Below are 25,850 nucleotides of genomic sequence, written 5' to 3' on the forward strand. Positions count from 1 at the left end.
GGGCCCGCCCTCACCAGCCCAGCCTGCCCTTGCCGGAGATCAGGGCACGGGCGATGACCATGCGCTGGACGTCGTTGGTGCCCTCGCCGATCGCCATCATCGGCGCGTCGCGGTAGAGCCGCTCGACCACGAACTCCGGGGAGTAGCCGTACCCGCCGTGGATGCGCATCGACTCCAGCGACGCCCTGATCGCCACCTCGGAGGCGAAGTACTTGGCCATGCCCGCCTCCATGTCGGCCCGCTCCCCCGCGTCGGCGCGGGTGGCGGCCCAGTAGGTGAGCAGCCGGGCGGCCTGGATCTCGGTGGCCATGTCGGCCAGCTTGAGCTGGATGGCCTGGAAGTCGGCGATCGGCCGCCCGAAGGCGGCGCGCTGCCGGGAGTAGTCCAGTGCGGCGTCGTAGGCGGCCTGGGCGACGCCGACCGCGCGGGCCGCGATGTTGATCCGGCCGAGCTCCAGCCCCGACAGCACCTGCTGCATGCCGCGCCCCTCGACGCCGCCCAGGAGGTTCGCGGCCGGCACCCGCACGTCGTCCAGCACGACCTCGCACGACTCGGTCCCCTTGTAGCCGAGCTTGGGCAGGTCCCGGCCGACGGTGAAACCCTCGGCGGAGGCGTCCACCAGCAGCACCGACATGCCCCGGTGGGCCGGTTCGGTCCGGGACGTTTTCACCAGCACCGGCAGCGGGTCGGCGTGGCGGGCGTTGGTGATCCAGGTCTTGGCGCCGCGCACCACGTAGTGGTCGCCCTCGCGGCGGGCGGTCGTGGTGATGCCCTGCAGGTCGGTGCCGGCGCCCGGCTCGGTCAGCGCGATCCCGGTACGGCGGGCGCCGGTGGCCAGGTCCGGCAGGTAGGCGGCCTTCTGCTCCGCGGTGCCGTACCGGGCGATCATCGAGCAGGCCAGGGAGTGCGAGCCGATCGTGCCCGCCACCCCCATCCAGCCGCGGGCGATCTCCTCGAACACCAGGGCGAAGGAGACCATGTCCGCCGCCAGCCCGCCGTACTCCTCGGGGACCGAGAGCCCGAACAGGCCCATCCCCTTCATCGTCTCGACGATCTCGGTGGGATGGCGGCCGGAGCGCTCCCACTCCGCGGCGACCGGCACGATCTCCCTGTCCACGAACGCGCGCAGCGTCTCGCGGAACGCCCGCTGCTCCTCGGTCAGCTCGAAGTCCATGTCGCTCCTCGGGAGGGGTCTAAGCCAGCGGCCCGTTCTTGGCCCGCGGGAAGTAGCCCTTGTCGTGCGGCGCGTCGCGCCTGTAGACCATGACGGTCCGCCGCCACGACATGATCTCGTCGCCGTCCTGGTTGAGCCCGCGGGTGCGGCAGGTGACGATGCCGGCGTAGGGGCGGGAGGCCGACTCGCGCTTGCCCAGGACGACCGACTCGGCGTAGACCGTGTCGCCGACGAAGACGGGGTGGCTGAGCTTGATCTCCTCCCACCCGAGGTTCATGACCGCCGTCTGGCTCACGTCGATGACCGACAGGCCGAGCACGACGGCCACGGTGAGCCCGGAGTTGGCGATGATCCTGCCGTAGGGGGCGCGCTCGGCGAAGTGGGCGTTGAAGTGGTTCTGGTTGGTGTTCATCGTCAGGAGGCTGAACCACGTGTTGTCGGCCTCGGTGATCGTGCGGCCGAGCGGGTGCTGGTAGACGTCCCCGACCACGAAGTCCTCGTAGTAGCGGCCGATGCGGGCCTCGTGCACGGTCACGGGCGGCTCCCCGAGGCTCGGCGGGCGTCAGGCCATCACACTAATGATCGTCCGTTCCGGCGGTCAACGCTCCCGCGCCGTCCTGCCGGGAGGACGAGGCATGCCCCAAAAGCCCTCTTCTTCACTTTCTGTTATTATATAGACACATAGGGTAAATACAGTCGGTGGCGGCGCGGAACCGGACCGCCCGGCCGCCCGGCGGAAAGCGACGCGTCCGCCCCCGCGCCGAAGACTCGACGGAGGGTGTCACGTGAGAGATCGGGTGCGGGCATGGCGGACGGCCGGGATCGCCGTCCTCGGTGCGGCGGCCCTGCTGACCGGGGCGGCCACCGGCGCGGTGGCGCTGCCGGCCGGGCCGGCCACCGGCACGGCGGCGGACGGCGACTCGGGGGACGGCGACGGCCCCAAGGACGGCGGCCCCAAGGACGGCGACTCCGGGGACGGCAGCCCCGAGGACGGCGACGGCCCCGGAGCGGGCGGCGTCTCGGCCCCGACCCGGGCCGACCTGATGAAAGCGATACAGGGTGAGGCGTTCGCCTACGCGAAATACCGCGCCTACGCCGCGCAGGCCGGCCGGGAGAACCTGCCGGACGTCCAGGCCCTGTACGAGCGCGTCGCCCACGTCGAACTGCACGAGCACCTCGCCGAGCAGGCGAAACTCGCCGGGCTCGCCGGCGACGACGCCGCCGACCTGCGCGCCGCCATCTCGGGAGAGTCCTGCGAGGCCAAGACGACGTACCCCCGGTTCGCCGCCCGGGCCCGGGTCGCCGGCGACCGGGACGCGGCCAGGCTCTTCTCCGAGATCGCCGGGGACGAGGCCGGCCATCGCACCCGGTTCGCCCAGGCGCTGCGAGCCCTGGAGCACCCGTCGTCCGGGGCGTCCATCCCTGTAGGCCCGGTCGCCCGGCCGGTGGACATTCCGGAGGGATCGCCCCAGGTGTCGTCGCGGACGCTGGAGGACCTGCGGGCCGCGATGCGCGGCGAGGCGCTCGCCCACGCCAGGTACGGCCTGTACGCCGAGCACGCCCGCGCGAACGGCCGCCCCAGGCTGGCCATGCTGTTCGAGCACGCCGCGCAGGTCGAGCTCACCGAGCACTTCGCCGAGGAGGCGCGGCTCGCCGGGCTGGTCCGCTCCACCGCCGCCAACCTGTGCGAGTCGGCCGCCGGGGAGACCGCCGAGGGGACCGACATGTACCCCGGCTACGCCCGCCAGGCCGCGGCGGCCGGAGACCGGGCGGCGGCGGAGCGATTCTCCGAGATCGCCCGCGACGAGCTGAGGCACGCCCGGGAGTTCAAGGACGCCCTGTCCGAACTCGGCGCGAACTGCCCGGCCGGCGGATGACACAGGTCTCAGGGCAGGCCGTACCTGCTCCTGATCACCTTGGCCTCCTCCTCGGTCACCTGGCGCGGCGTGCGGGCCAGAGCCTGACGGAGGTCGGCCAGGATCCTGCCCCCCGAGTCGCGGACACGGGCATGGCGGGAGGCGAGCTCGGCGTCGAACCGCTTGGCGACCGGCCCGGTCCACACCTTGCCGGAGTGGAACTCCCGGCAGGGCGCGTCGAGGCTGCTCTCGATCTCCCGGACCAGCGGCTCGACCATCCGCAGGGTCTCCCCCAGCGCCTCGTGGAGCGGGTTGGGCACCATCTCGGCCATGGCCCGGTCAGTCTCCCTTCGGGGATGCGGAGTCCTTGCTCTTCGGAGAGGGGGACGCCGTGGACGCGGGCTTCGCGGAGGGGGCGCTGGCGTCGGTGATGAGCTTCGGCGCGATGAGCTTCATGAGGGCGAGCACATCTGCGGCGTTGTCCCGCCCTTCGACGCCTATGTCCAGCTGGATGCTGAGTTCAGCCTTTCCACGAACGAGCAGGGCGTATGCATCGTTGTCCTCGCTGTCCTTCGGCCTGAAGTAGGAACCGATGGCCCCGGGAACAATCTCCGGTAAAGGCGAAGCACCATCTTCAAGATGCTCCGTGACCTCCTCTGGATATCCTCCCGGCGTGAGATCTATCAGCAGCACTTTCAGGCGCTCGCCGCTCCTCTGGTAAACCGCGCAACTGCCGATACCGAGGCCTTCCGCCGCCGACAGGTCGAAATAACCACGAACCAACGGATCTCGCACACCGGTCATCAGCTCTACCGCCTTGAGCGGAATATGCTCACAGATGTACGGCGGGGCTGCTACTGCAGGCACAGGAGTACGGTCCATCTCATTAGACGCGCTCTGCCCGGCCTGGCATGCCGTGGACAGAACCAGGGCACATGACAGCGCCGCCGCAGCGGCGAACGACTTTCGCATCATGCCCCGTACCGGGCGAAGCCATTGGTAAATCCCTGATCCAGGGGATCTTCGACATCCTGCCACGGTTTACCCGACAAGCCGCCGTAAAGCCATCGTTCGTAGGCTTCAAGACGTCGGTCATCAGGTCCTCCGGCGGCTTTTTCGTCGACCAACTTGTCCATGGGCATGAGCGTCCGACCGTCGTCTTCAAGGAAGTTGTTGGGATTCTTCCGCGGGTCTTCGCCGTGCCGCATCCCCTCCAGGGAAGCCCAGGGATGGGTCTTATCCGGAGGTTCAGCCGAGCCGAAAAGGCCGTGTTTGAGCATCGCCTGAGCAGTGAGGTCGTGCAGGAGAACCCGGGTTCGGTCGACAGCGGCATTGGCGTCACCACGGGCCCTGTCCTCTGCGTCGCCCTTGAGGCTGTCTTCGAGCAGTCCCGTCCACGCCCCGATGACCCCGGCTCCGATCGGCCACGCGGCCTTCTGCGGGATGGCCAACCCGGTGTTGACCACCGCTGTGAGCACCTTCATGTTGCGAGTCTGCGCCTCGTCCAGTTCCTTACCTTGATCGATTTTGGCCAGACCCGCCGCGTCAGTGATCATTCCGAATCCGGCTCCAATCCGTTTCGCGTTGGCCAGAAGCACCGCGTCACCGCGTCCCTTGGACATCTCCACGGCGCCATAATCGAGAAGGAGACCGGTGAATGCGGTCTGGGCGGCCAGAACGGGAGCGAAAGCACCAGAATCCGTGAAAGCCTCTTTCATCACCCGATGCAGTTCCCTTTTGTTGAACTGCGCCCCCCAAGGGTCTTGTCCTGACGCGCTGGGGCTGTCAGCGCCTTGGACTCCGGAGGTGATGGGATCCCGACCTCCCTTCGCCACCCGATCGATGTCACCGATGTACCCCGCCAGGATCCGCCCCGTGCTCACCGATTTCACGAACGAGTCGCCACCGTTCGTGATCCGTCCCGCTTCGAGGTGGACGAACTCCGAGGCCAGCTTGGCCGACAGGTAGCCGCGTGAGGGCTTGTCCGGCGAGCCGTCGTGGTCGCGAAAGGTGAGGGTGGCGGCTTCCAGCGCCTTGCCCAGCGCCTCGCCGCCGTCGCCCAGGGAACGTTCGGTCAGGTAGTGCTTCAGCGCGGAGGGGTCGCTCGCGAAGAAGTCCTGGGCCGCCGCCGGGTCACGGCCGAGTGCGCCCATGAGGTCCGCCATGACGTTCGGGTGCAGGGGCGCCTGCCGGTCGCATGCGTCGATCTTCTTCGCGATCGTCAGCAGGAAGACGCTGCCGAAGGTGCCGTGCTTGAGTGCCAGCACGGTCGCGTAGCCCCTCTTCCAGTCGGTGTAACCGGCCTTCCCCGAGGGATCGAGGTCGGAGGTGAGCTCGTCGTACCACACCTTGCCGAGCTTCGAACCGGCCGTGCCGAGTGTCCTGCCGAGAGCCGTCTGCAGTCGTTTCGCCTGCTTGTCGTTCTCCCGCCCCGGCCCCACGGTGTCCGTCATCAGCCCGCGGAAGCGGGTCGCGCCCAGCGCGTTCATCAACGCCGTGGCGAACGTCGCGTCCCCGGTACGCTTCTCCAGCTCCGCCAGGGTCTTCTCGTCGATCTCGCCGCTCTTCGCGGCCTCGGCCAGCCTGGTGGTCGCGGCGTAGACGTCCGGGTCACGGGCGGCTTTGCCGTACAGGGCCTCGTCGAAGGCGACGGGCCCGGCCGGGACGCCGCCGGAGGACGCCCCCCAACCGGTCTGCTCCTTGCGGATCGTCTCGCTCCGGCGCCGAAGGTCGGGCCGGCCGGTCCCGATCCAGCTCCGTGTCTCACGCAGGGCGCTCAGCCCCGAGGTGTCCAGGTCGAGCCGTTCCAGGGCGCGGCGGATGAGCGGTTCGTTCCGGCCGAGCGTGTCCTCGGCCCGGCCGAGGACACGCTCGAAGTCGTCCATCGCCGCGGGGTCGATCCCGGAGTACTCGCCGTCCACCGAGGGCGGGGGCTGGGTCGGCTGGGGATGGGCCGGGGTTCGGCTCTCGCCCGTCCCGGAGGCGGTCGGAGACGGCTGCGACACAGCCGGCGGGCTGGGCTGCGGCGAAGGGCTCGGCACCGATGAGAGCTTGGGCGCGGAGGAGGAACCGGGCGCCGGAGCGGCCAGCGGGGACGGGCTGGGCGATGGGTGGGTCATGGGGGCCTGGGCTCCGGCTCGGTCCGTGGGAAGCGGCAACTCCGGCGACAAGATTAATTTCAATCTATCGACCCGTAAAGATCACCGATGGATTTCGGCGGTCCCCGGAGTGGTGAAACCGTTCCAGAGGGCATTATGGTCCGGAGTTTCCTCCCTCTTCCTCCCCATGGGAGAGGTTCACTGGTTTCCGGCCTCGGCAATACGGATCAATTGCCACCGCGATGTTCCCCCGGGATAGGGCCGTCCTGAAAATCGGGTCGTACGGCGCCCGGCACCCTGTTCGCGCCCCTGAGGAAAAGGGCGGACGGCGATCAACCGGTCGGAGAGACGGCGGACCTCTCCCCCGGCGCGCTCGCCCGCTCACCCGTCACGCTGCCCCGCTCACTCATCACACTCGCCCGCTCCGCCGCCGCACTCCCATGACTCCCGTCAGACCCGCACGACGAGCTTGCCGTGTACGTGGCCGGACCGGCTCAGCTCGAACGCCTCGCCCAGCTCCTCCAGGGCGAACGTGCGTGCCACCGGCACGGTGAGCCTCCCCGCGTCGGCGAGCTCCCCGAGGGTGTCCAGGTCGGGGCCGCTGGGGCGCACCCACATCCACTGCCCGCCGGCGGCGACGACGGAGTCGTCCGCGATCGAGGCGTGCCGGCCGCCCTCGGCGAGCACCGCCAGGGTGTCGTCCAGGACGCCGCCCACGAAGTCCGCGACCACGTCGACGCCCTCCGGGGCGAGGGAGCGGACCCGCTCGGCCAGGCCCTCGCCGTACGCCACCGGCTCGGCCCCCAGGACGCGCAGCCGGTCGTGGTTCGCCGGGGAGGCCGTGCCGATCACGCGGGCGCCCAGGGCGACCGCGATCTGCACGCCCAGCGAGCCGACGCCTCCCGCGGCGTTGTGGATCAGCACGGTGTCGCCCTCGCCGGTGCCGAGCCGGGTCAGCAGCTGGTAGGCGGTGAGACCGGCGAGCGGCAGCCCGGCGGCCTCCTCCCAGGTCAGCGAGGTGGGCTTGCGGGCGAGCGCGCGCACGGGCACGGTGACCAGCTCGGCGAAGGTGCCGCCGTGGACGTAGTCCTTGCGGGCGTAGGCGAAGACCTCGTCGCCCACCGCGAACTCGGGGGTGTCGATGCCCACCTGCTCGACGACGCCGGCGACGTCCCATCCGGGGACGACGGGAAAGACGGTGTCCATCAGGGCGTCGAGGCCGCCCGACATGAGCTTCCAGTCGACCGGGTTGACCGCGGCGCAGCGCACGCGCACCAGGACTTCGCCGGGCCCGACCTTGGGACGCGGCAGGCGCGCCGGGGCGAGGACCTCGGTGCCGCCGTAGGCGTCGTACGCCATCGCCCGCATGGTGTTCCCGGCCTCCGCGTCTCCACCGCCGGACATCGCTCACCTCCCATGAGGAGGCCACCGCCGACGCGGCTCGTCCCGCGGCGCCTCACCGATGAGCGCAGGATACCCAGGCTGTCGATCTCCAAATGTGAGGCTCCGCACATGGCCGCGCCGCCCCGCGCCGCCCGGCGCCGTCCGACGCCGCACGGTCCTGCCCGGCCCCGCCCGGCCTGCGGCGCGGGACCGTACGACCGGCCGCCGCGTCCTCCGGGACGCCGCGGCTACGGGACGAGGATGAGGCGGATCGGGTCGCCCGTCTTGTTCTCCAGCCGGGCGACGGCGTCGGCCGCGTCGGCCAGCGGGACGTGGTCGGTGATGGAGGGGGCCAGGTCGAGGCGGCCGGTGGCGGCCAGCCGTACGAGCTGCTCGACGTGCTCGGGCGAGGAGCCGTAGTGGCCGCGGATCTGGTTCTGGCGGTAGCTGAACCGCGTGCCGTCGGTGACGGTGAGCGGCTGCGGGGTGAGCCCTGCCAGGACGAGGACCCCGCCGGGGGCCAGGACGGCGGCGGCCTGCTCGCGGACCGCCGGGACGCCGGCGAAGTCGAACGCGGCCTCCAGGCCGCGCCCTCCGGTGGCCTCCTTCACCGCGGCGGCGAAGCCGGGGTCGGCGGGGTCGAGGGCGACGTCGGCGCCGAAGGCGAGCGCTCGTTCGCGGGCGCCCGGCAGCGGGTCGACGGCGATGACGGGCGCCGCCCCGGCCATCCGGGCGATCCGGACTCCGTGCGCGCCCAGGCCGCCCGCGCCCCAGACGCCGACGGCCTGGGCCGGGCGGACCTGCCCGGTCTGCACGACGGCGGCGTAGGGGGTGGAGACCGCGTCGGGGATGATGGCGGCCTGGTCGAACGGCAGCGTGTCGGGGATCGGGACGAGCGTGTCCTCGCGGGCGAGCGCGTACTGGGCCCAGCCCCCGTCGTAGTCCACGCCCCGGGTGAGCGGCAGGCGGCACGGGCGGCGGCGCAGGCAGTCGGCGCACCGGCCGCAGGACTGCCCGGCCTGCAGGGTGACGCGCGCACCGGGGGCCCAGTCCCCGGCGACGTCCGGGCCGAGGCTGTGGACGATCCCGGCGACCTCGTGGCCGAGGGTGACCGCGTCGGAGAGGCGCAGGGGCCTGAGGCTGCCGTCGATCAGGTGGACGTCGGACAGGCAGACCCCCGCCGCCCTGACCTCGACCAGCACCTCCCCCGGGCCGGGGACGGGAACGGGGACCTCCTCCACCGCGAACGTCCGGGGGTCGGTGGACAGGTGGAGCCGTCCGGCGAGCATGGTGCGCACTGTGGTGAACCTCATTTCTCGGTGGTGGGAGGACGATCGGCGGGACGGGCGGCCCCGGTGAAGCGGACGCCGTCGGTCACCGGCCCGCCCCGCATCAGGCGCACGTCGCGGAGGTAGTTCTGGTACAGCCGCCACGGCGCCGCGGGGCCCTGTCTGGGCAGCAGCCCGGCGCCTCGCAGCACGTACCCGGACTTCAGGTCGATCAGCGGTGCGAGGCCGTCCCGCTCCTTCAGGTCGGGGGCGACCGGGGTGACGGCCCGGTGCCCGTGCGCGGCCATGTGCCTGAGCAGCCGGCACACGTAGTGGGCGACCAGGTCGGCCTTGAGCGTCCAGGAGGCGTTGGTGTAGCCGACGGTGAGGGAGAAGTTCGGCACGCCCGACAGCATCATGCCCTTGTAGACGAGGGTCTCCGGCAGTTCGACGTCCCGGCCGTCGACGCTCAGGCGCATGCCTCCGATCGCCAGGAGGTTGAGCCCGGTCGCGGTCACGACGACGTCGGCGGAGAGGTGCCGGCCGGAGCGGAGCGCGACACCGTCGGCGGTGAGGCGCTCGATGTGGTCGGTGACGACGTCGGCCCGGCCCTCCCGGACGGCGCGGAACAGGTCGCCGTCGGGTACGGCGCACAGCCGCTGGTCCCACGGGTCGTAGGACGGCGCGAAGTGGGTGTCGACGTCGAAGCCGGCGGGCAGCGCGGCCACCGCGCCCCGGCGCAGGACGGCCTTCATCAGCTTGGGCCGGCGGCGGCTGAGCCGGTAGACGGCCATCGAGAACAGCACGTTCTTCCAGCGCACGATCCGGTAGGCCGTGCGGGCCGGCAGGTGGCGGCGGATCCGGTCGGCCAGCCGGTCGCGGGACGGCACGGCCGCGACGTAGGTCGGTGAGCGCTGCAGCATCGTGACGTGTGCCGCCTTCTCCGCCAGCGCGGGCACCAGGGTCACCGCGGTCGCGCCGCTGCCGATGACGACGACACGCCGGCCGGTGTGGTCGAGGTCGTCCGGCCAGTGCTGCGGGTGCACGATCGGCCCCCGGAAGTCGTCCTCGCCGGGGAGGGCGGGGCGGTGCCCCTCGTCGTAGCGGTAGTAGCCGGTGCAGGCCATCAGGAACGAGCAGGTGAACGTCACCCGCCCTCCGGAGCCCTCCCCGGGACCGTTCTCTCCGGGGCCGTTCTCTCCGGGGCCGTGCTCGCCGGGCCCGGTGCGCACCGCGGTGACCGTCCAGCGCGCCGTCTCCGACGACCAGGAGGCGTGCGTGACGCGCAGGCGGAAGCGGATGTGCCGGTCCAGGCCGTACTCGCGGGCGGTGCCGGCGACGTAGGAGCGGATCGACTCGCCGTCGGCGATGGCCCTGGCGTCGGTCCAGGGCCGGAAGGAGTACCCGAGGGTGAACATGTCGGAGTCCGAGCGGATCCCCGGGTAGCGGAACAGGTCCCACGTCCCCCCGATGGCGCCCCTCGACTCCAGGATCGCGAAGGTTCTCCGGGGGTGCTCGCGCCGGAGGTGGGCGGCGGCGCCGATGCCGGACAGGCCCGCTCCCACGATGAGGACGTCGACGTGTTCGGGGGTCTGCTCGGGGACGGCGTTGCTCACCGGTGCGCTCCCAGGAGACGGTCACAACGGATTTACCCCTTCAGCCTTACCTGAACCCCCAGATAGGCCACCCGACGGACACCCCCGGGCGAGCCGCGGGATTGACGTTTTAAGACGACCGGTCATATTGTTCTCGCGTCGCCTCCCGAGGGACGAGACACCCCCGGGAAGCGCCCCCAGGCAGCAATGAGCAGAAAGAAGGCCGATCATGGCCAGCACGACGCCGGCCCCCACCCGGCTCCCCCTCAACACGCTCGGCATCGGCTTCGGGCTCTCCGGGCTCGCGGGCACCTGGACGGCGGCCGGCGCCGCCCTCGGCGCCCCGGCGGCCGCCGGTGAGACGCTGTGGGTGGCGGCGGCGGCCCTGTGGGCCGGCACGCTCGTCCGGTACGGCGCGGGGGTCTCGCGTCTCCGCGACGTGGCCGAGGACCTGCGGCACCCGGTCCTCGGGCCGTTCGCCGCCCTCGCCCCCGCCACCGGCTCGCTGCTGGCCGCCCACCTCTCGGCGTTCCTCCCGGCCCTCGGCGCGGCGCTGGTCTGGACGATGCTGGCGGCCACCACGGCGTTCGGCGCGTGGTTCCTCGCCTCGATGCTCACCGTGCCCCGCGAGTCCGCGACGCTGCACGGCGGCCACCTCCTGCCGACGGTCGCGGCCTCCCTCATCTCGGCGCAGTCCCTCGCGATCATCGGCCACCGGGAGGCGGCCACCGCCCTGTTCGCTGCGGGGATCCTCTTCTGGCTGCTGGTCGGGGCCGTCCTCCTCGCCCGGTTCACCACCGGCCCCGCGCTCCCCGGACCGCTCATGCCCACGCTGGCGATCTTCTCGGCGCCGCCGGCCGTCGCCGGCAACGCCTGGTGGGCGATCGCCGGCCCGCAGCACGGCACCGTGCACGATGTCCTGCTCGGCACCCTCGCCGCGCTGCTGCTGCCCCACCTCTTCCTGGTCCGCCGCTACGCGCACCTCCCCTTCGTGCCGGGCTTCTGGGCCTTCACGTTCACCACGGCGGCGAGCGCGACCTACGGCGTGCGGCTGCTGACGCTCACGCCCTCGCCGCTGCGCACCGCGATCGCCTGGCTCGTGGTGGCGCTCGCCACCGGCGTCATCGGGGGCATCGCCGTCCGCTCGCTCGCCCTGGTCCGCCTGCCGCGACGCCACGGCGTGAAGCGCCTCCGGCACGCCTGACCTCCGCCCTTTTCGAGATGGCCGGTCACATCCGAAAGGAACACCGCGCCCACCTCGCCACCGGCGGCGCCGGATCCCCGCCCCACGGGGATCCGGCGCCGCCGAACGCTTGACACCTTTAAGACGAACGGTCATATTGAAGCCATGCCGCGACCAAGCGTGAAGAACAAGCTGATCGAGAGCGCCGAGGACGTGTTCCGCCGCCAGGGATTCAACGGCGCGAGCGTGCAGGACATCACCGGCGCCGCGGGCGTCCCCAAGGGGTCGTTCTACAACCACTTCGAGAGCAAGCAGGCACTCGCCGCGGAGATCGTGCGGCGCTACGCCCGCGGCACCGACCACTCCATGCTCCAGGGTGACGCGTCCCCCCTGGAGCGGCTGCGCGAGCACTTCCTCACCCAGGCCGGGCGGACCCGCGCCACCGGGGTGGAGTTCGGCTGCCTCCTCGGCACCTTCGCCGGCGAGTGCGCCAGCGCGGGAGACCAGGTCCACGTGGCCGTCCGCGAGGTCCTCGACGCCTGGACCGACGCCGTGGCCGACGTGATCGAGGCGGGCCAGGCGGCCGGCGAGATCACCACGGCCCGCCCGGCCAGGACGCTCGCGGCCTTCCTTATCGACTCCTTCGAGGGCGCCGCACTGCGCGCCAAGACGTACGGCGACCAGTCGAACCTGATCGAGCAGCTCGACATCGCCCTCGCCGCGCTACGCGCCTGAACCCCGCGCCTCCCCCGGCCGGTCGCGCGGGTCGGGGCGGGCTCAACCGGCGGGGCGCCGGACCGCTCGCGCGCCGACCAGCGCCAGCGCGCCGACGGCGGCCAGCGTCCCGGCGGCGATGACCGGCACGAGGGACGGGAAGCCGAACCCGCCGGCCACCAGGCCGAACAGCGGGGGACCGAGCAGCGAGCCGAGGCTGCCCGCCTGGGCGACCACGCCGTTGCCGACATCGGCGTGGTCGAGGCGCTCCAGCACGAGCGGCAGGGCCGCGAAGACGAGCGCCCCGAGGAGCCCGTTCTCCAGCGCGATGACCCCCGCGCCGGTCGCCGCGGCGGCCATGGGCGTGCCGGTGGAATAGAGCAGCCAGGCGGCCGGCACGACCAGCAGCCCGGACGCCGCCAGCGCCCCGAGCGGCGCGCCCCGCCGGAGCAGGATCCCCGCGGCCAGCCCGCCGGGCACGCCGAGAAGTGAGATCGCCGAAGTGAGGGCGCCCGCGGCGGCGGCCGAACGTCCGTACTGCTCGACGAGGAGCGTAGGCAGGAGCACGACCACCGGAACGGTCACCAGCGCGGTCAGGCAGAAGGACCCGGCGAGCACCGCCGGCCACGTCAGCGCCCTCGCCCGGGGGAGGGCCCCGGCCACCGCCCGCCCCCCGGACCCGTGTGGCAGCCACGCCCAGGCGGCCGGCGCCATCACGAACGTCAGGCCGGCGATCAGCCCGGTCCAGCCGCGCCAGCCCAGGGCGGAGCCGGCCGCGCCACCGGCCAGCGTGCTCAGCCCGAGGCCCACCGGGACGAACGTGGCCCAGATCGACAGGGCCGTGCCGCGGTCCCGTTCGCGGGCGAGGCGGAGGATCAGCGCCGGGCAGGCGATGGTGACCAGGAGGTACCCGACGCCTTCGGCGCCCCGGAGGGCCAGCAGCCAGGCGAACCCGCCCGCCGCCACGCTCGCCGCACCCGCCGCCGCGATCAGGACCAGGCCCCCGACCAGTGACCGCTCCGCGCCGAAGCGGCGGACCAGGTACCCGGCGGGCAGGCCGGCCACGGCTCCCACTCCGACGACGGCCGAGATCACCCAGCCCAGCTCCGGCAGCGACAACCCGAGCCCGGCCGCCACCATCGGCCCGACCGAGGCGAACTTGCCGAAGCCCATCGCCGCGACGACCCCGCAGAGGTAGACGACGGCGATCGCCGCCCACCGCGTGCGCGGCCGCAGCTCCTCGTCCAGCTCCGATGCGCCTGACGTCGGCGGAGGGTTCAGCGGGGGGTTCATGGGGCTCTCCTTCGCGCGGGATCGCGGCGGCGGGGTCCGGGCACGGGCACGGGCCGCGGGGGCCGCCGCCCGGCGCCGGACGTCCGCGCGCCGCCCCGGCCGGGCGCCGCCCGCCCTCTCCGGCGCCGTCCCGGATTCGATCATCGCCGTACGGCCGACGCCGTTCAACCTTCCTGCGGCGCCGGGAGACGTTCCTGGGATCATCCGGCGGGAGACCGGCAGGCCCCGCCGCCTGAGCACCGGCGGGCGCGAGGCCCGGCCGCGTGTGGTGCCACGTCGGAGAACGTTCGCCCCACGGGCGCCGATCGGCGCCCGTGGGGCACAGGAAGATCGCGAAACGCCCGGCGCCGGACAGGCCGGGCGTGTCAGGATCACCCGCATGACCTCCACGCCCAAGAGTTCCGCCGGGCAGACGGACACCCCGCCCTCCAACACGCCGTCGTGGATCCGTCCTGTCGCCGAGGATTCCATCGGACCCGCGGAGCGGGCCGCGCTCAACGACTACGACGGCATCGCCGAGGGGTACTCGGCCGAGAACGAGACCAGCCTCCTCAACGCCTACTACGAGCGGCCCGCGATGCTGGACCTGGCCGGCGACGTGGCCGGCCGGCGGATCCTCGACGCCGGCTGCGGTTCCGGCCCCCTGTCGGCGGCGCTGCGCGACCGGGGCGCCGTCGTGACCGGCTTCGACTCCAGCGCCAAGATGCTGGAGCTGGCCCGGCGGCGGCTCGGCGACGACGCGGACCTGCGGGTCGCCGATCTGCGCGACCCGCTGCCGTTCCCCGACGCCGTGTTCGACGACGTCGTGGCGTCCCTGGTCCTGCACTACCTGGAGGACTGGACGGCGCCGCTGGCCGAGCTGCGGCGCGTGCTGACGCCCGGCGGCCGGCTGATCGTGTCGGTCAACCACCCCTTCGCCGACTACCTGTCGGGCGGTCCCGGCACCAACTACTTCGCGACCCGCCAGACCTTCGACGAATGGACCCTCGGCGGGAACACCGCCCTGCTGGGCTTCTGGAGCCGGCCGCTGCACGCGATGGCCGACGCCTTCACCGCGGCCGGCTTCCGGATCGTCACCATCAGCGAGCCGCCTCCCGCGCCGGCCGCCCGCGAACTGTTCCCCGACGTCTTCGCGGACAGGCCCTCCGGGGCCTTCCTGTGCTTCCTGTTCTTCGTGCTTCAGGCCGACTGACGCCGTAGCAGACCACGTTCGTCCCGCCGGCGGCGACGGCCGCCGGCGGGTGCTCCCGCCTCACTCCGACACGATGCTCCCATCGCTGTTAACGCTAACAACTCACCCGCGAGACCGGTCCTCCTTCGTTCGGAGCGTGTGGTGGTGATGCCGCGGAGCAAACACGACGCGGGACGGTCCCGTCAAGGGCCGCCACCCCTCTCCCCCATCGGCCTCCCGGCCCGCCGGGCGGGTCCCGCCCACTCCCACCAGGCGGAACCCGATCACACGCGAGGCGCGACAGATGAAACTTTCACGGAATCACCCCGCGGCGACCGGATGACCCCCCGCCGGAGGGCGCACTCCGGCGAGGGGGCGGAAGACCTCGTCACCCGAGCGGCCCGTCATCGGGCCGGGGGGACGAGGGCCGTCCGTTCCGTCGAAGCGCTTCCATCGCGGCCTTGACAGGTTTCGTCGAGGTTTCCACACTGAGTCCGAAATGGCCCCCTTGCCGCAGTCGGTGGTGATCGGCAGGGGCGCCGGTCGCGACGCCGTCCGCGCCGCACCGGTATGAACCGGGCCGCGAGCCCGCCGGGCCGGGCTTCCTCGCATTCTCATGAACGCCGATGACGGCGCCGGCCGATCCAGGTCTTCCGCGGTCGGCGTCACCACCGCGCGGCCGTGACCGCCGCGTCCCCCTGAGGTGTGGACGAACACGTCCGCGCCACTCCGCACCGCGTCGTCCACCGCCTCGCCGGGCGGCCGGCGCCTCCCCCTGTGACCGACCCCCATCGACGCACGCCGGCATCCGGCCGGCAGAGAGAGTCACACGATGTCGAAACGCAGATCCCTCTTCGTCGCCCTGGCGGTCGCGGCACTCGCCGTCCTGGTCGCGAGCGGCCCGGCGCTGAGCTCCGCCATCGCCGGGACCCCCATGCGCGCGGCCGGCGCCCTCGCGGCGACCGCCGGATGCGGCAAGGCCCCCGGGCTGGCGAGCGGCACGCACACGATCCAGAGCGGCGGCAAGAACCGCAGCTACATCCTGCGGGTCCCCGACAACTACGACAGCGGCCACCCCTACCGGCTGATCTTCGGGCTCCACTGGCTGGGCGGCACCGCCACCGACGTCGCCACCGGCCAGACCGTGCAGCGGGACGTCTGGTCCTACTACGGGCTCCAGCGCCTGGCGAACAACAGCGCGATCTTCGTCGCGCCCCAGGGACTCAACAACGGCTGGGCCAACTCGGGCGGCGAGGACCTGACCCTCGTCGACGACCTGGTCCGGCAGGTCGAGGGCGCCCTGTGCGTCGACACCTCGCAGCTGTTCGCCACCGGCTTCAGCTACGGCGGCGCCATGTCGTACGCGATCGCCTGCGCCAGGGCGGACGTCTTCCGCGCGGTCGCGGTGCAGTCCGGCGGGGTCCTCAGCGGCTGCAGCGGCGGCTCCCAGCCCATCGCGTACATGGGGATCCACGGTCTGCGGGACGGCGTGCTCAACATCTCCGGCGGGCGGTCGATGCGTGACAGGTTCGTCAGGAACAACGGCTGCGCCGCCCAGAACCCGCCCGAGCCGTCGCAGGGCAGCCTGACGCACCGGGTCACCGCCTACTCGGGGTGCCGGACCGGGTACCCGGTGGTGTGGGCCGCGTTCGACGAGGGCCACATCGCCGCGCCGCAGGACGGGGCCCCCGGCGACAGCGGTTCCCGGACCTGGGTCCCCGCCGAGGTGTGGAAGTTCTTCAGCCAGTTCCAGAGCACCACCACGCCGCCGCCCGCGACGCCCACGCCGAGCGTCACGCCGACCACCTCGCCGTCCCCGATCGGGGGCGCCTGCTCGGCAACGGTCGAGACCACCAACAGCTGGCCCGGCGGGTTCCAGTCGACGGTGACGGTCCGCGCGGGCAGCGCGCCGGTCAACGGCTGGACCGTGAAGTGGACCTGGCCGGGCGGGCAGACGATCAGCAGCCTGTGGAGCGGCACGCACACCGTGTCCGGCCCCGCCGTGACCGTCCGCAACGCTCCCTACAACGGCTCCATCGCCGCCGGATCCTCCACCACCTTCGGCTTCACCGCCGACGGTGCCGCGGCCACCCCGACCGCCACCTGCACCAGCCCCTGACCCGTCGCCCACGCGCGGCGGCCGGCGCCACCTCACCGGCGCCGGCCGCCCCCGGCCCGAAGCGGCGATCCGCCGCTTTCCCCGGATGTCCGTCGCTCATCTCTGGGAGGATCCTTGCGCAAGGTGGGAGCTCTACTCGCCGCCGGCGTTCTCGCGGGCGGCCTGGTCGCCCTGCAGGACCAGGCCGACGCCCTGGAGAACGGCGTGGCACGCACGCCGCCCATGGGCTGGAACAGCTGGAACACGTTCGGCTGCAACATCAACGAGACGCTGATCAAGCAGATGGCCGACGCGATCGTCGGCTCCGGCCTGCGGGACCTGGGATACAGGTACGTCGTGGTCGACGACTGCTGGTTCGACCCGGCCCGCGACTCGGCGGGCAACCTGCGGGGCAACCCGTCGCGGTTCCCCAGCGGGATGAAGGCCCTCGGTGACTACCTGCACGCCAAGGGGCTGAAGTTCGGCATCTACCAGGTGCCGGTGGACAAGACCTGCGCGCAGTACTTCGGCGGCTACCCGGGCGCGACCGGCAGCCAGGGACACGAGGTCCAGGACGCCAGGCAGTTCGCCGCCTGGGGCGTGGACTACCTGAAGTACGACTGGTGCTCCCCCGGCGGCACCATCGACGACCAGGTCCGGACGTTCGCGAAGATGCGCGACGCGCTGGCGGCGACCGGGCGGCAGATCGTCTACAGCATCAACCCCAACAGCATCCACGCCAAGACGGGACCGCAGCGCGACTGGGGGGACGTCGCCAACATGTGGCGGACCACCGAGGACATCACCAACAAGTGGGACACCGGCCAGACCAACGGGTACCCGATGGGCATCCAGAACATCGTCAACGTCACCGTCCCGCTCGCGTCGTACGCCAGGCCGGGGGCGTTCAACGACCCGGACATGATGGAGGTCGGCCGGGGCGGCATGACCGACACCGAGATGCGCAGCCACTTCGCCCTCTGGGCGGTCATGGCCTCGCCCCTGATCGCCGGGAACGATCTGCGCTCCATGGACCCGGCGACGACGGCCATCCTGAAGAACCAGAACCTGATCGCCGTCAACCAGGACCCGCTCGGCCTGCAGGCCCGCCAGATCAGCAACGACGGGACCCGGCGGGTGCTGGCCAAGAGGCTCGCCAACGGCGACGTCGCGGTCGCCCTGTTCAACCAGGGCGGCGGCACCACCACGGTCGGCACCACCGCGTCCGCGATCGGCCTGCAGGGCGGGTCGTTCACCCTGCGCGACGCGTGGACGAACGCCGTCAGCGGCAGCACCGGCGCCATCTCGGCCAGCGTGCCGCCGCACGGCACCGTCGTGTACCGGGTCAGCGGAGGCGCGAGCCCGTCGGCGACGCCCACTGTGACCCCGACGGCGACCCCGACGGTGACCCCGACGGCGACCCCGACGCCGGGCGGGCAGGACGGGTGCACGGCGACGTACCGGCTGGCCGGCGACTGGGGCTCCGGCTTCCAGGGTGAGGTGACCGTCCGCAACACCGGGTCGGCCCCGCTCAACGGCTGGACCGTGAAGATGACGCTGTCCGGCGGACAGACGATCACGAACCTGTGGAACGGCGTGAACACCGGCACCGGCGGCACGGTCACCGTCGGGAACGCCCCCTACAACGGCACCGTCGCCGGCGACGGGTCGGTGACGTTCGGCTTCACCGCCGACGGCAGCGGTTCGGCCGCCCCCACCGGCATGACCTGCACGAGCCCGTAGCGGAACGCGAGGCGGGCGACCGGCTTCTCCGGCGGTTTCGCGGCCAGGACCCGGGCCTGTCGCGCCGCGAGAGCCCGCGGCCGTACGCGGGCTCTCGCGGCCGTACCGTGGACTAGAGGAACCGCCACAGGTGGTCGTTCGCCCCGTTGTCGTCGGCGAGCACGACCTGGGCGCCCTGAGCGGTGGAGCCGCCGCTGACGCCGAGGACCCGGCCGCCGTTGGCGCACTGGATGCGGAAACACCCGTTGGATCCGTACCGCAGCCGCCACCGGTGGTCGGCGCCGCCGTTGTCGGCCCACTGGAGCACCCGGGCGCCGAGGGCCGTGCTCGCGTTCTCCACGCCGAGCACCCTGCCGCTGTTGGAGTTGCGCAGGCGCAGGTAGCCGCCGGAGTCCACGACGGCGGTCCACAGGTGGTCGGCGGTGCCCGTGTCGCCCCACTGGATCACCAAGCCGCCGTCGGCGGTGGACATGTCCCGCACGCCCAGCACCAGGCCGCTCGTCAGGTTCTGGATGCGCCGGGCCCCGTTCGGCACGAACCGCCACTGGTTGTCCGCGCCGCCGTTGTCGGAGTCCTGTACGACCTGGGCCCCGTTGGCCGTCGAGCCGCCCTGGATGCCGAGCAGCTTGCCGCTGTTGACGTTGCGGATCTTGTGGGAGCCGTCTCCGGCGTCGATGAGGGTCCAGCGGTGGTCGGCGGTGCCGTTGTCGGTCCACTGCAGGGCGCGGGCGTCGTCGGCGGTGGACATGTTCTCCACGCCGAGCACCTTGCCGCTGTTGACGTTGCGGAGCCGTACGGCGCCGCCGTCCACGATGATCTCCCAGTCGTGGTCGGCGGTGCCGTTGTCGGTCCACTGCAGCGCCAGGCCGCCGTCGGCGGTGGACATGTCCCGGATGCCCAGCGTGAGGCCGCTGGCCGCGTTGAGCAGGCGGTAGCTCGCGCTTCCGCCCGTGTCGCCGCCTACCCTGGCGTTCCAGTAGACGGTGTAGTTGTGCCCGTGGGCGTCGTAGAACGGGCCGAGGTCGACCTGCGCTCCGTTCGCGCCGGCCGTGAACGCCAGGGCCGTGGCGCCGGTCCGGTTGATCGACGCGGTGTTCAGGGTGGGCGGCGCCGACAGAGACGTGTTGCCGTAGTTCCCGGAAAGGACCACCGGGCCGTACATGATCGCCGCCACGTTGGCGTTGTCGTTGGCGGCCTTCATGACCACGCGCATCGGCAGGCGCACGGTGACGGTGTCGCCGGAGCTCCAGGAGCGGGTGAGGGCGGCGTACGTCCCGGGGGTGGTGTCCACGTTCTGCTGGGCGCCGTTGACGCTGATCGTGGCGCCGGTGGTCCAGGAGGGGATGCGGACGCGCATCGTCCACGACCCGCCGGCGTTGCCGGTGACCTGCAGGGTGGTGGTGTCGCTCACCGGGAAGGACGTCGTCTGGGTGACCGTGATGCCGCGCTGGGTCCAGTTCAGCGTCGACGGGGCGAACAGGTTCACCGTCAGCGTGGTGCCGTTGTGGAAGTAGATGGAGTCCATCAGCGCGGTGTTGACCTCCACCCCCGTGCCCTGGCAGCACCAGAAGGAGTTGTAGTCGGTGCTGTAGGTGCCGCCGCCCCACGCGGGACCCACGCCGCGGCGGCCACCCGGTTTGAGCGGGGTGAAGTAGGTGACGTGCCCGTGGCCGTCGGCCGGGTTCTGCGCGCCGAGGATGTGGTTGAACAGCGCCTGCTCGTAGAAGTCGAAGTACGCCGCCCGGTTCGGGTCCAGCAGCCACAGTTCGCGGGTCAGCTTGAGCATGTTGTAGCTGTTGCAGTGCTCGCAGGTGTCGTTGGTGAGATACCCGGCGATCGCGTTGGGGGCGCGGAAGTGCTCGGCCTGGCTGTTGCCGCCGATCGCGTAGGTGTGCGCGCCGACGGTGATGTTCCAGGCGTTGGTGGCGATGTCGCGGTAGCGGGTCGTGCCGGTGGCCTTGTACTCCCGGGCCGCGCCGATCCACTTGGGCACCTGGGTGTTGGCGTGCAGGCCGTTCAGCTGGTCCTGGTTCGACGCCAGGGGGTTGAACACGGCGGCGTGGTCGAATCGCTGGGCGGCGATCAGCCAGCGGGTGTCGCCGGTCTGCTGGTACAGGTCGGCCAGCACCGCGTTCATGCCGCCGAACTCGGTGCCCAGCATGGCCTGCATCTGGGCGGCGGTCAGCCTGCCCGTCCGCTGGTCGACCCAGCCGGCGAGCGCCAGCAGCACGTCGCGGGCCTGGGTGCTGCCGATGAGGCGCCACACGTCCAGCAGGCCGGCCATGGTCTTGTGGACGCAGTAGTACGGCACGTTGCCGTTGCTCAGCGTGCGGGCCTCGAGGGCGGTGAAGTCGGACTCGGGGAACCCGGACAGGTAGCCGGCGTTGAAGCCGGCGGCGGCGTTGTTGGCCTGGCACCTGGCCAGCTCGGCGACCATGCGGGTGGCCTTGTCCCGGCAGACGGTGTCGCCGAGGACGGCGTAGGCCTGGGCCCACGCGGTGAGGAAGTGCCCCTGCACGTGGGTGCGGAACGGGAACGAGGGGGCGTCCCAGCCGCCGTTGGCGGCGGCGCCGCCGGTGGACAGCCGGTGGTTGGCGCGGAAGTTGTACAGCAGCCGTTCGACGTCGACGAACCGCAGGTACGACAGCGTCCGGTTCTGGTTGTCCATCCAGCGTCCGGCCGTCAGCCGTACCTGCCCGAGGTCGAACGGGTACGCCGACACGCCGATGTCGGGCCGCGCGGGGGCGACCGCGGCCCGGGCCGCGGTGGCACCGGCGACCTGGCCGGCGGTGGAGGCGACGACGGCGACGCCGGCGGCCTGGAGCAGCCGGCGGCGGCTGAGCGATGGGGATGACACGTGGGCCTCCTGGAGGGTGGGGGGTCGGACGGGCGCGGGCCGGAAGCGGTCGCGCGGCGGGTCCGGTCGGTTCCCGGCGATGGTCCGTTCGAGGTCGGGGCCGGAGACGCCGTCGCCCGGCGGCACGCGCGGCATGGACCCGAGGGTCCACGGCGTGCGGGATCATCACCGGCGGTCCAGGCGTGCGGGGCCGTCACAGGTCGGGAAGCGGCCGGACCACACCGATCCGGCCGGAAAGGCGCCGCGCGCCGAAGCGCTCCTGCCGCTCCACCACCGACCCGGCAGGAGGCCGACTGGAGAGTCAGTTTCGAAACCATTACGGAGCTTGTCAAGACTTGTTTCCAGACCCGGGGTACGGCTTCGCCGGGAAAGGCGCACCCGGGCCGGCCCGGTGGGCGCACCTCCTCACCGGTCCGCGCTCACCGCGCGAGCCGCCCGCCTGTGAAAGTTTCACTCCGCGCGGGAGCACCCCGGCGTGACCGTGCCCAGCAAGAAGACCCGGGCCGCGATCCGCGGGGGGCGGAGGACGGGGGCCGGGGCTTGACAGGCCCGGCGGTGTCATATTTGCTCCGCGACACCACCGCCACCAACCCACGGCAATCGAAGAAGGGCTGACTCCGCCCATTATGTTAACGCTAACAAAAGCCGATCCGCCTCTCTGAGAAAGGTCCGGTCCCCGTGGCTCTGTCCCGGAGAGATTTCACCAGGGCGGCCCTCGCCTCCGCCGCACTCGCCGCGACGGGCGCGGCCGGCCTCCCCCGGCCGGCGTCGGCGGCGACGCACACCGCCTACGTGTTCGCCTACTTCACCGAGTCGCCGAGCTTCCAGGGCGCGGACTACGGCCTGCACCTGGCGGTCAGCCGGGACGGCCTCAAATGGACGCCGCTGAACCAGCGCGACTACGCCCCGCCGCTGAACTCCAAGCACGGTTCGATCGCGCAGATCACCGACGCCGAGTACAACGCCCTGGTCACCCGCCGGGGAACGCCCGGCTGGGTCCGGCTGAAGTCCTCCAACCTCCCCGACCGGTACGTGCGGCACCTCAACGGCGTCGCACGGATCGACGCCTACCCCTTCGACCCGTACCGGGACCAGATGTGGCGGATGGTCCCCGGCCTCGCCGACGCGAGCGGCGTGTCCTTCGAGTCGGTGAACGTCCCGGGCGGTTACCTGCGGCACTACAACTACGAGCTGCGGCTCGCCGCCGGCGACGACAGCTCGACGTTCCGCGCCGACGCCACCTTCCACCGCGTCGCGGGACTGGCCGACCCGGCGTGGACGTCGTTCCGCTCGTACAACTACCCCGCCCGTCACATCAGGCACAGCGACCACGTGCTGCGCATCGACGAGCTGAGCGCGTCCTCCCCCGCCGCCGACCGGCAGGACGCCACCTTCCGCGTCACCTCCTAGCCGGCGTACGGCCCGCCGTCCCTCAGGTCCGTCACCGGCCGGGCCCCTCCCGGATCGACGGCTCCCCATGAGCGACCACCCCCCGAAGAGGAGATCCATGCGAATCGCACGTCCGGGTCCGAGCGGGATCCCGTCCAGGCGCGGACTCGCCTGGATCATGAGCCTGCTCTCCGTCATGATGCTGCTTCCGGCCGCCGCCGCCAGGGCGGACAACCCGATCGTCCAGACCGTCTACACCGCCGACCCGGCCCCGCTGGTGTACAACGGCCGGGTCTACCTCTACACCGGCCACGACGAGGACGGTTCGACGTACTTCACCATGAAAGAGTGGCGGGTCTGGTCGTCGGCGGACATGGTCAACTGGACCGACCATGGCTCCCCGCTGAGCGTGTCGAGCTTCAGCTGGGCGAGCGCGGACGCGTGGGCGGGCCAGGCGATCCACCGGAACGGCAGGTTCTACTGGTACGTGCCCACGAAGAACCGGGCGACCGGCAGGATGGCCATCGGCGTGGCGGTGTCCGACAGCCCCACCGGGCCCTTCAAGGACGCCATCGGACGCCCGCTGGTGGAGAACGGCGAGATCGACCCCACCGTCTTCGTCGACGACAACGGCCAGGCCTACCTGTACTGGGGCAACCCCAACCTGTGGTACGTGAAGCTGAACGCCGACATGACCTCGTACTCCGGCAGCCCGACGAAGATTCCCCTGACCACCGCGGGATTCGGCACCCGCACCGGTGACGCGAACCGTCCGACCCTGTTCGAGGAGGCGCCCTGGGTCTACAAGCGGGGCGGCCTGTACTACAACGTGTTCGCCGCGAAGTGCTGCTCCGAGTTCCTCGCCTACTCGACGGCCCCCGGCCCCACCGGGCCGTGGACCTACCGGGGCACGATCATGCCCGCCCAGGGCGGCAGCTTCACCAACCACCCCGGCGTCATCGACTTCGCCGGGAACTCGTACTTCTTCTACCACAACGGCGCGTTGCCGGGCGGCGGCGGCTTCACCCGCTCGGTCGCCGTGGAGAGGTTCACCTACAACGCCGACGGCACGATCCCGACGATCAACATGACCACGACCGGGGCGCCGCAGGTGGGCACGCTGAACCCGTACGTCCGGCAGGAGGCCGAGACGATCGCCTGGGAGTCCGGCGTGGAGACGGAACCCTCCGGCGGAGGCGGGATGAACGTCGGGTACATCGAGAACGGCGACCACATCAAGGTCAAGGGCGTCGCCTTCGGCACCGGAGCGAAGACCTTCACCGCGCGGGTCGCCTCGGGGTCCGGCGGCGGGAGGATCGAGCTTCGCCTGGACGGCGTCAACGGCACCCTGGCCGGTACGTGCACCGTCCCGGGCACCGGCGGCTGGCAGTCCTGGACGACCGTGTCCTGCGGGGTGAACGGCGCGACGGGCACCCACGACCTGTACTTCAGGTACACCGGCGGGAGCGGCTACCTGTTCAACGTGGACTGGTGGCAGTTCGGCGCCGGCGGGCCGGCGGCCACGCCCACACCGACGATCACGCCCACCATCACACCGACGCCGACGCCGACGCCCACCCCCGGCGGCGGCGCCTGCGACGCCACCTACCGCACCACCGGCTCGTGGTCCGGCGGCTACCAGGGCGAGGTCACGGTGACGGCCGGCGCCTCGGCGATCGACGGCTGGACCGTCAGGTGGAACCCGGGTGACGGCCAGACCGTCAGCCAGGTCTGGGGCGGCACGCTGAGCACCACCGGTTCGGCCGTGTCGGTGAGCAACGCCTCGTACAACGGCTCGCTCCAGCCGTCCGCCTCGACGACGTTCGGCTTCCTCGCCGGTGGCACACCGTCGGCGCCGTCCCTCACCTGCACCGCCTCCTGAGGACGACGGGGCGGTGATCCACGTCGCGTCCGGGCCACCGGACGGTACGGAGGACCGCGCGCCCCGCCGTACCACCCCGCGATCCGTACACGCCGGACGAACCGGCCCCGCGTACGTGAGCGATGACGACCCATGGCCCGTCCCGCACCCCCCGGGAGCACTCATGAAGATCGCACGACTCCGGCGCCCGGCCGGCACCGGAACCACCGTCGCGGCCGGCGCGCCGGCCCCCGGCCGGGACGCCGCCGGCCGGACCGGCCGGACCGGCCGGTCCCACCGGCACGCGGGAGGAGGGCCGGCCGCGCGTGTGCGGAGACGCCCGTGGGCCGCGACGCTGTCGGCCGTGGCCCTGGCGGCGGCCGCGGTGCTGGGCACGGTGACGGGCGCCGGCACCGCCGCCGCGGAGTCGAACGGCGGGGTGCGGGTCATGCCGCTGGGCGATTCGATCACCGAAGGCACCCAGGTGCCGGGCGGTTACCGGATCGGCCTGTGGCAGCGCCTGGCCGCCGGCCGCTACACGATCGACTTCGTCGGCTCGCAGTACAACGGGCCGGCCGGTCTGGGCGACCACGACCACGAGGGACATCCCGGGTGGCGGATCGACCAGATCGACGCCAACGTCACCGGCTGGCTGCGCACCCACACCCCCCGCACGGTGCTGCTGCACATCGGCACCAACGACATCCTGCAGAACCACAACGTCTCCTCGGCGCCGTCCCGGCTGTCGGCGCTGATCGACCACATCACCGCGGCCGCGCCGAACGCGGAGGTGTTCGTCGCGACGATCATCCCGCTGTCGAACTCCGGCCAGGAGGCCGCCGCCCGCACCTTCAACGCCGCGATCCCCGGGATCGTGCAGTCCAAGGTGAACGGCGGCAGGCGCGTCCACCTGGTCGACATGCACGGCAGGCTGACCACGGGCGACCTGATCGACGGTGTCCATCCCACCGCGACCGGCTACGACAAGATGGCCGCCGCCTGGTACCAGGCCCTGCAGTCGGTCCCCGGCAGCATCGGCCAGGGACCCGGCCCGTCGCCGAGCCCGTCGGTGACCCCGTCGCCCAGCGTCACCCCGACGTCCCCCGGTGAACCGGGCGCCTGCCGGGTCGGCGTCACCGTCAACGCCTGGAACACCGGGCTGACCGA

At 72.1% G+C, this 25,850-nt stretch carries 19 protein-coding genes; 9 read left to right on the plus strand and 10 right to left on the minus strand.

Translation table 11 applies throughout. From position 1 onward, the window contains the following. Nucleotides 1-10: 10 nt before the first annotated feature. Complete coding sequence (locus IEZ10_RS22645; RefSeq protein WP_189248490.1) at nt 11-1,174, minus strand: acyl-CoA dehydrogenase family protein; 1,164 nt, start codon at nt 1,172-1,174, stop codon at nt 11-13. A gap of 19 nt (nt 1,175-1,193) precedes the next feature. Further along, on the minus strand, nt 1,194-1,709 hold the full coding sequence (locus IEZ10_RS22650) for a MaoC family dehydratase (RefSeq protein WP_189248491.1): 516 nt from the start codon (nt 1,707-1,709) through the stop codon (nt 1,194-1,196). A 250-nt stretch (nt 1,710-1,959) separates the two neighbouring features. Between IEZ10_RS22650 and IEZ10_RS22655 the strand changes: the two genes are divergently transcribed. Continuing rightward, a complete protein-coding gene (locus tag IEZ10_RS22655; protein WP_229811530.1) occupies nt 1,960-3,051 on the plus strand; it encodes a ferritin family protein in 1,092 nt (363 codons plus the stop codon). Between the two features lie 8 nt (nt 3,052-3,059). On the opposite strand, the gene IEZ10_RS22660 is transcribed toward IEZ10_RS22655, so the two are convergent. From IEZ10_RS22660 to IEZ10_RS22685, 6 genes are all read right to left on the minus strand, one after another. Next, nucleotides 3,060-3,362, minus strand: coding sequence for a hypothetical protein (locus IEZ10_RS22660; RefSeq protein WP_189248492.1), 303 nt, complete (start codon nt 3,360-3,362; stop codon nt 3,060-3,062). A 7-nt stretch (nt 3,363-3,369) separates the two neighbouring features. Beyond that, nucleotides 3,370-3,897: a hypothetical protein gene (locus IEZ10_RS22665; RefSeq protein ID WP_189248493.1), complete on the minus strand. Its 528-nt coding sequence runs from the start codon at nt 3,895-3,897 to the stop codon at nt 3,370-3,372. Nucleotides 3,898-4,001: 104 nt separating this feature from the next. After that, nucleotides 4,002-5,915, minus strand: a complete 1,914-nt coding sequence (locus IEZ10_RS22670) for a hypothetical protein (protein WP_189248494.1) — start codon at nt 5,913-5,915, stop codon at nt 4,002-4,004. 663 nt (nt 5,916-6,578) lie between these two features. Next, complete coding sequence (locus IEZ10_RS22675) at nt 6,579-7,496, minus strand: NADP-dependent oxidoreductase (RefSeq protein WP_189248544.1); 918 nt, start codon at nt 7,494-7,496, stop codon at nt 6,579-6,581. Between the two features lie 263 nt (nt 7,497-7,759). Beyond that, nucleotides 7,760-8,824, minus strand: a complete 1,065-nt coding sequence (locus IEZ10_RS22680; RefSeq protein ID WP_229811532.1) for a zinc-binding dehydrogenase — start codon at nt 8,822-8,824, stop codon at nt 7,760-7,762. Next, entirely contained in the window at nt 8,821-10,395 is a 1,575-nt protein-coding gene (locus tag IEZ10_RS22685; RefSeq protein WP_189248495.1) for a flavin-containing monooxygenase, read from the minus strand. The genes IEZ10_RS22680 and IEZ10_RS22685 overlap by 4 nt, the downstream gene beginning before the upstream one ends. A gap of 208 nt (nt 10,396-10,603) precedes the next feature. On the opposite strand from IEZ10_RS22685, the gene IEZ10_RS22690 reads away from it, so the two are divergent. Next, complete coding sequence (locus IEZ10_RS22690) at nt 10,604-11,578, plus strand: SLAC1 family transporter (protein ID WP_189248496.1); 975 nt, start codon at nt 10,604-10,606, stop codon at nt 11,576-11,578. Nucleotides 11,579-11,722: 144 nt separating this feature from the next. Then, on the plus strand, nt 11,723-12,292 hold the full coding sequence (locus tag IEZ10_RS22695; RefSeq protein WP_189248497.1) for a TetR/AcrR family transcriptional regulator: 570 nt from the start codon (nt 11,723-11,725) through the stop codon (nt 12,290-12,292). 42 nt (nt 12,293-12,334) lie between these two features. On the opposite strand, the gene IEZ10_RS22700 is transcribed toward IEZ10_RS22695, so the two are convergent. After that, nucleotides 12,335-13,564, minus strand: coding sequence for an MFS transporter (locus IEZ10_RS22700; protein ID WP_189248498.1), 1,230 nt, complete (start codon nt 13,562-13,564; stop codon nt 12,335-12,337). 379 nt (nt 13,565-13,943) lie between these two features. Between IEZ10_RS22700 and IEZ10_RS22705 the strand changes: the two genes are divergently transcribed. The 3 genes from IEZ10_RS22705 (at nt 13,944) to IEZ10_RS22715 (ending at nt 18,576) form a co-directional block, all read left to right on the plus strand. Beyond that, nucleotides 13,944-14,756 (plus strand): class I SAM-dependent methyltransferase, encoded by an 813-nt coding sequence (locus IEZ10_RS22705; protein WP_189248499.1) that lies wholly within the window; start codon nt 13,944-13,946, stop codon nt 14,754-14,756. An 811-nt stretch (nt 14,757-15,567) separates the two neighbouring features. Further along, a complete protein-coding gene (locus tag IEZ10_RS22710; RefSeq protein WP_189248500.1) occupies nt 15,568-16,854 on the plus strand; it encodes a CE1 family esterase in 1,287 nt (428 codons plus the stop codon). 123 nt (nt 16,855-16,977) lie between these two features. Then, nucleotides 16,978-18,576, plus strand: a complete 1,599-nt coding sequence (locus IEZ10_RS22715) for a cellulose binding domain-containing protein (RefSeq protein WP_229811539.1) — start codon at nt 16,978-16,980, stop codon at nt 18,574-18,576. Nucleotides 18,577-18,688: 112 nt separating this feature from the next. Here IEZ10_RS22715 and IEZ10_RS22720 read toward each other — a convergent pair whose 3' ends face one another. Continuing rightward, on the minus strand, nt 18,689-21,433 hold the full coding sequence (locus IEZ10_RS22720) for a beta-L-arabinofuranosidase domain-containing protein (RefSeq protein WP_189248502.1): 2,745 nt from the start codon (nt 21,431-21,433) through the stop codon (nt 18,689-18,691). A gap of 678 nt (nt 21,434-22,111) precedes the next feature. Between IEZ10_RS22720 and IEZ10_RS22725 the strand changes: the two genes are divergently transcribed. The 3 genes from IEZ10_RS22725 to IEZ10_RS22735 all read left to right on the plus strand — a co-directional run. Further along, nucleotides 22,112-22,843 carry an AbfB domain-containing protein gene (locus IEZ10_RS22725; protein WP_189248503.1) on the plus strand — a complete coding sequence of 244 codons (732 nt, stop codon included), beginning with the start codon at nt 22,112-22,114 and terminating at the stop codon, nt 22,841-22,843. Nucleotides 22,844-22,940: 97 nt separating this feature from the next. After that, complete coding sequence (locus tag IEZ10_RS22730) at nt 22,941-24,704, plus strand: family 43 glycosylhydrolase (RefSeq protein WP_189248504.1); 1,764 nt, start codon at nt 22,941-22,943, stop codon at nt 24,702-24,704. Nucleotides 24,705-25,011: 307 nt separating this feature from the next. Then, on the plus strand, nt 25,012-25,850 hold an 839-nt coding region (locus IEZ10_RS22735), incomplete at its 3' end, for an SGNH/GDSL hydrolase family protein (protein ID WP_229811533.1).

It is taken from the genome of Streptosporangium pseudovulgare, from assembly GCF_014648055.1.
Lineage (GTDB): Bacteria > Actinomycetota > Actinomycetes > Streptosporangiales > Streptosporangiaceae > Streptosporangium > Streptosporangium pseudovulgare.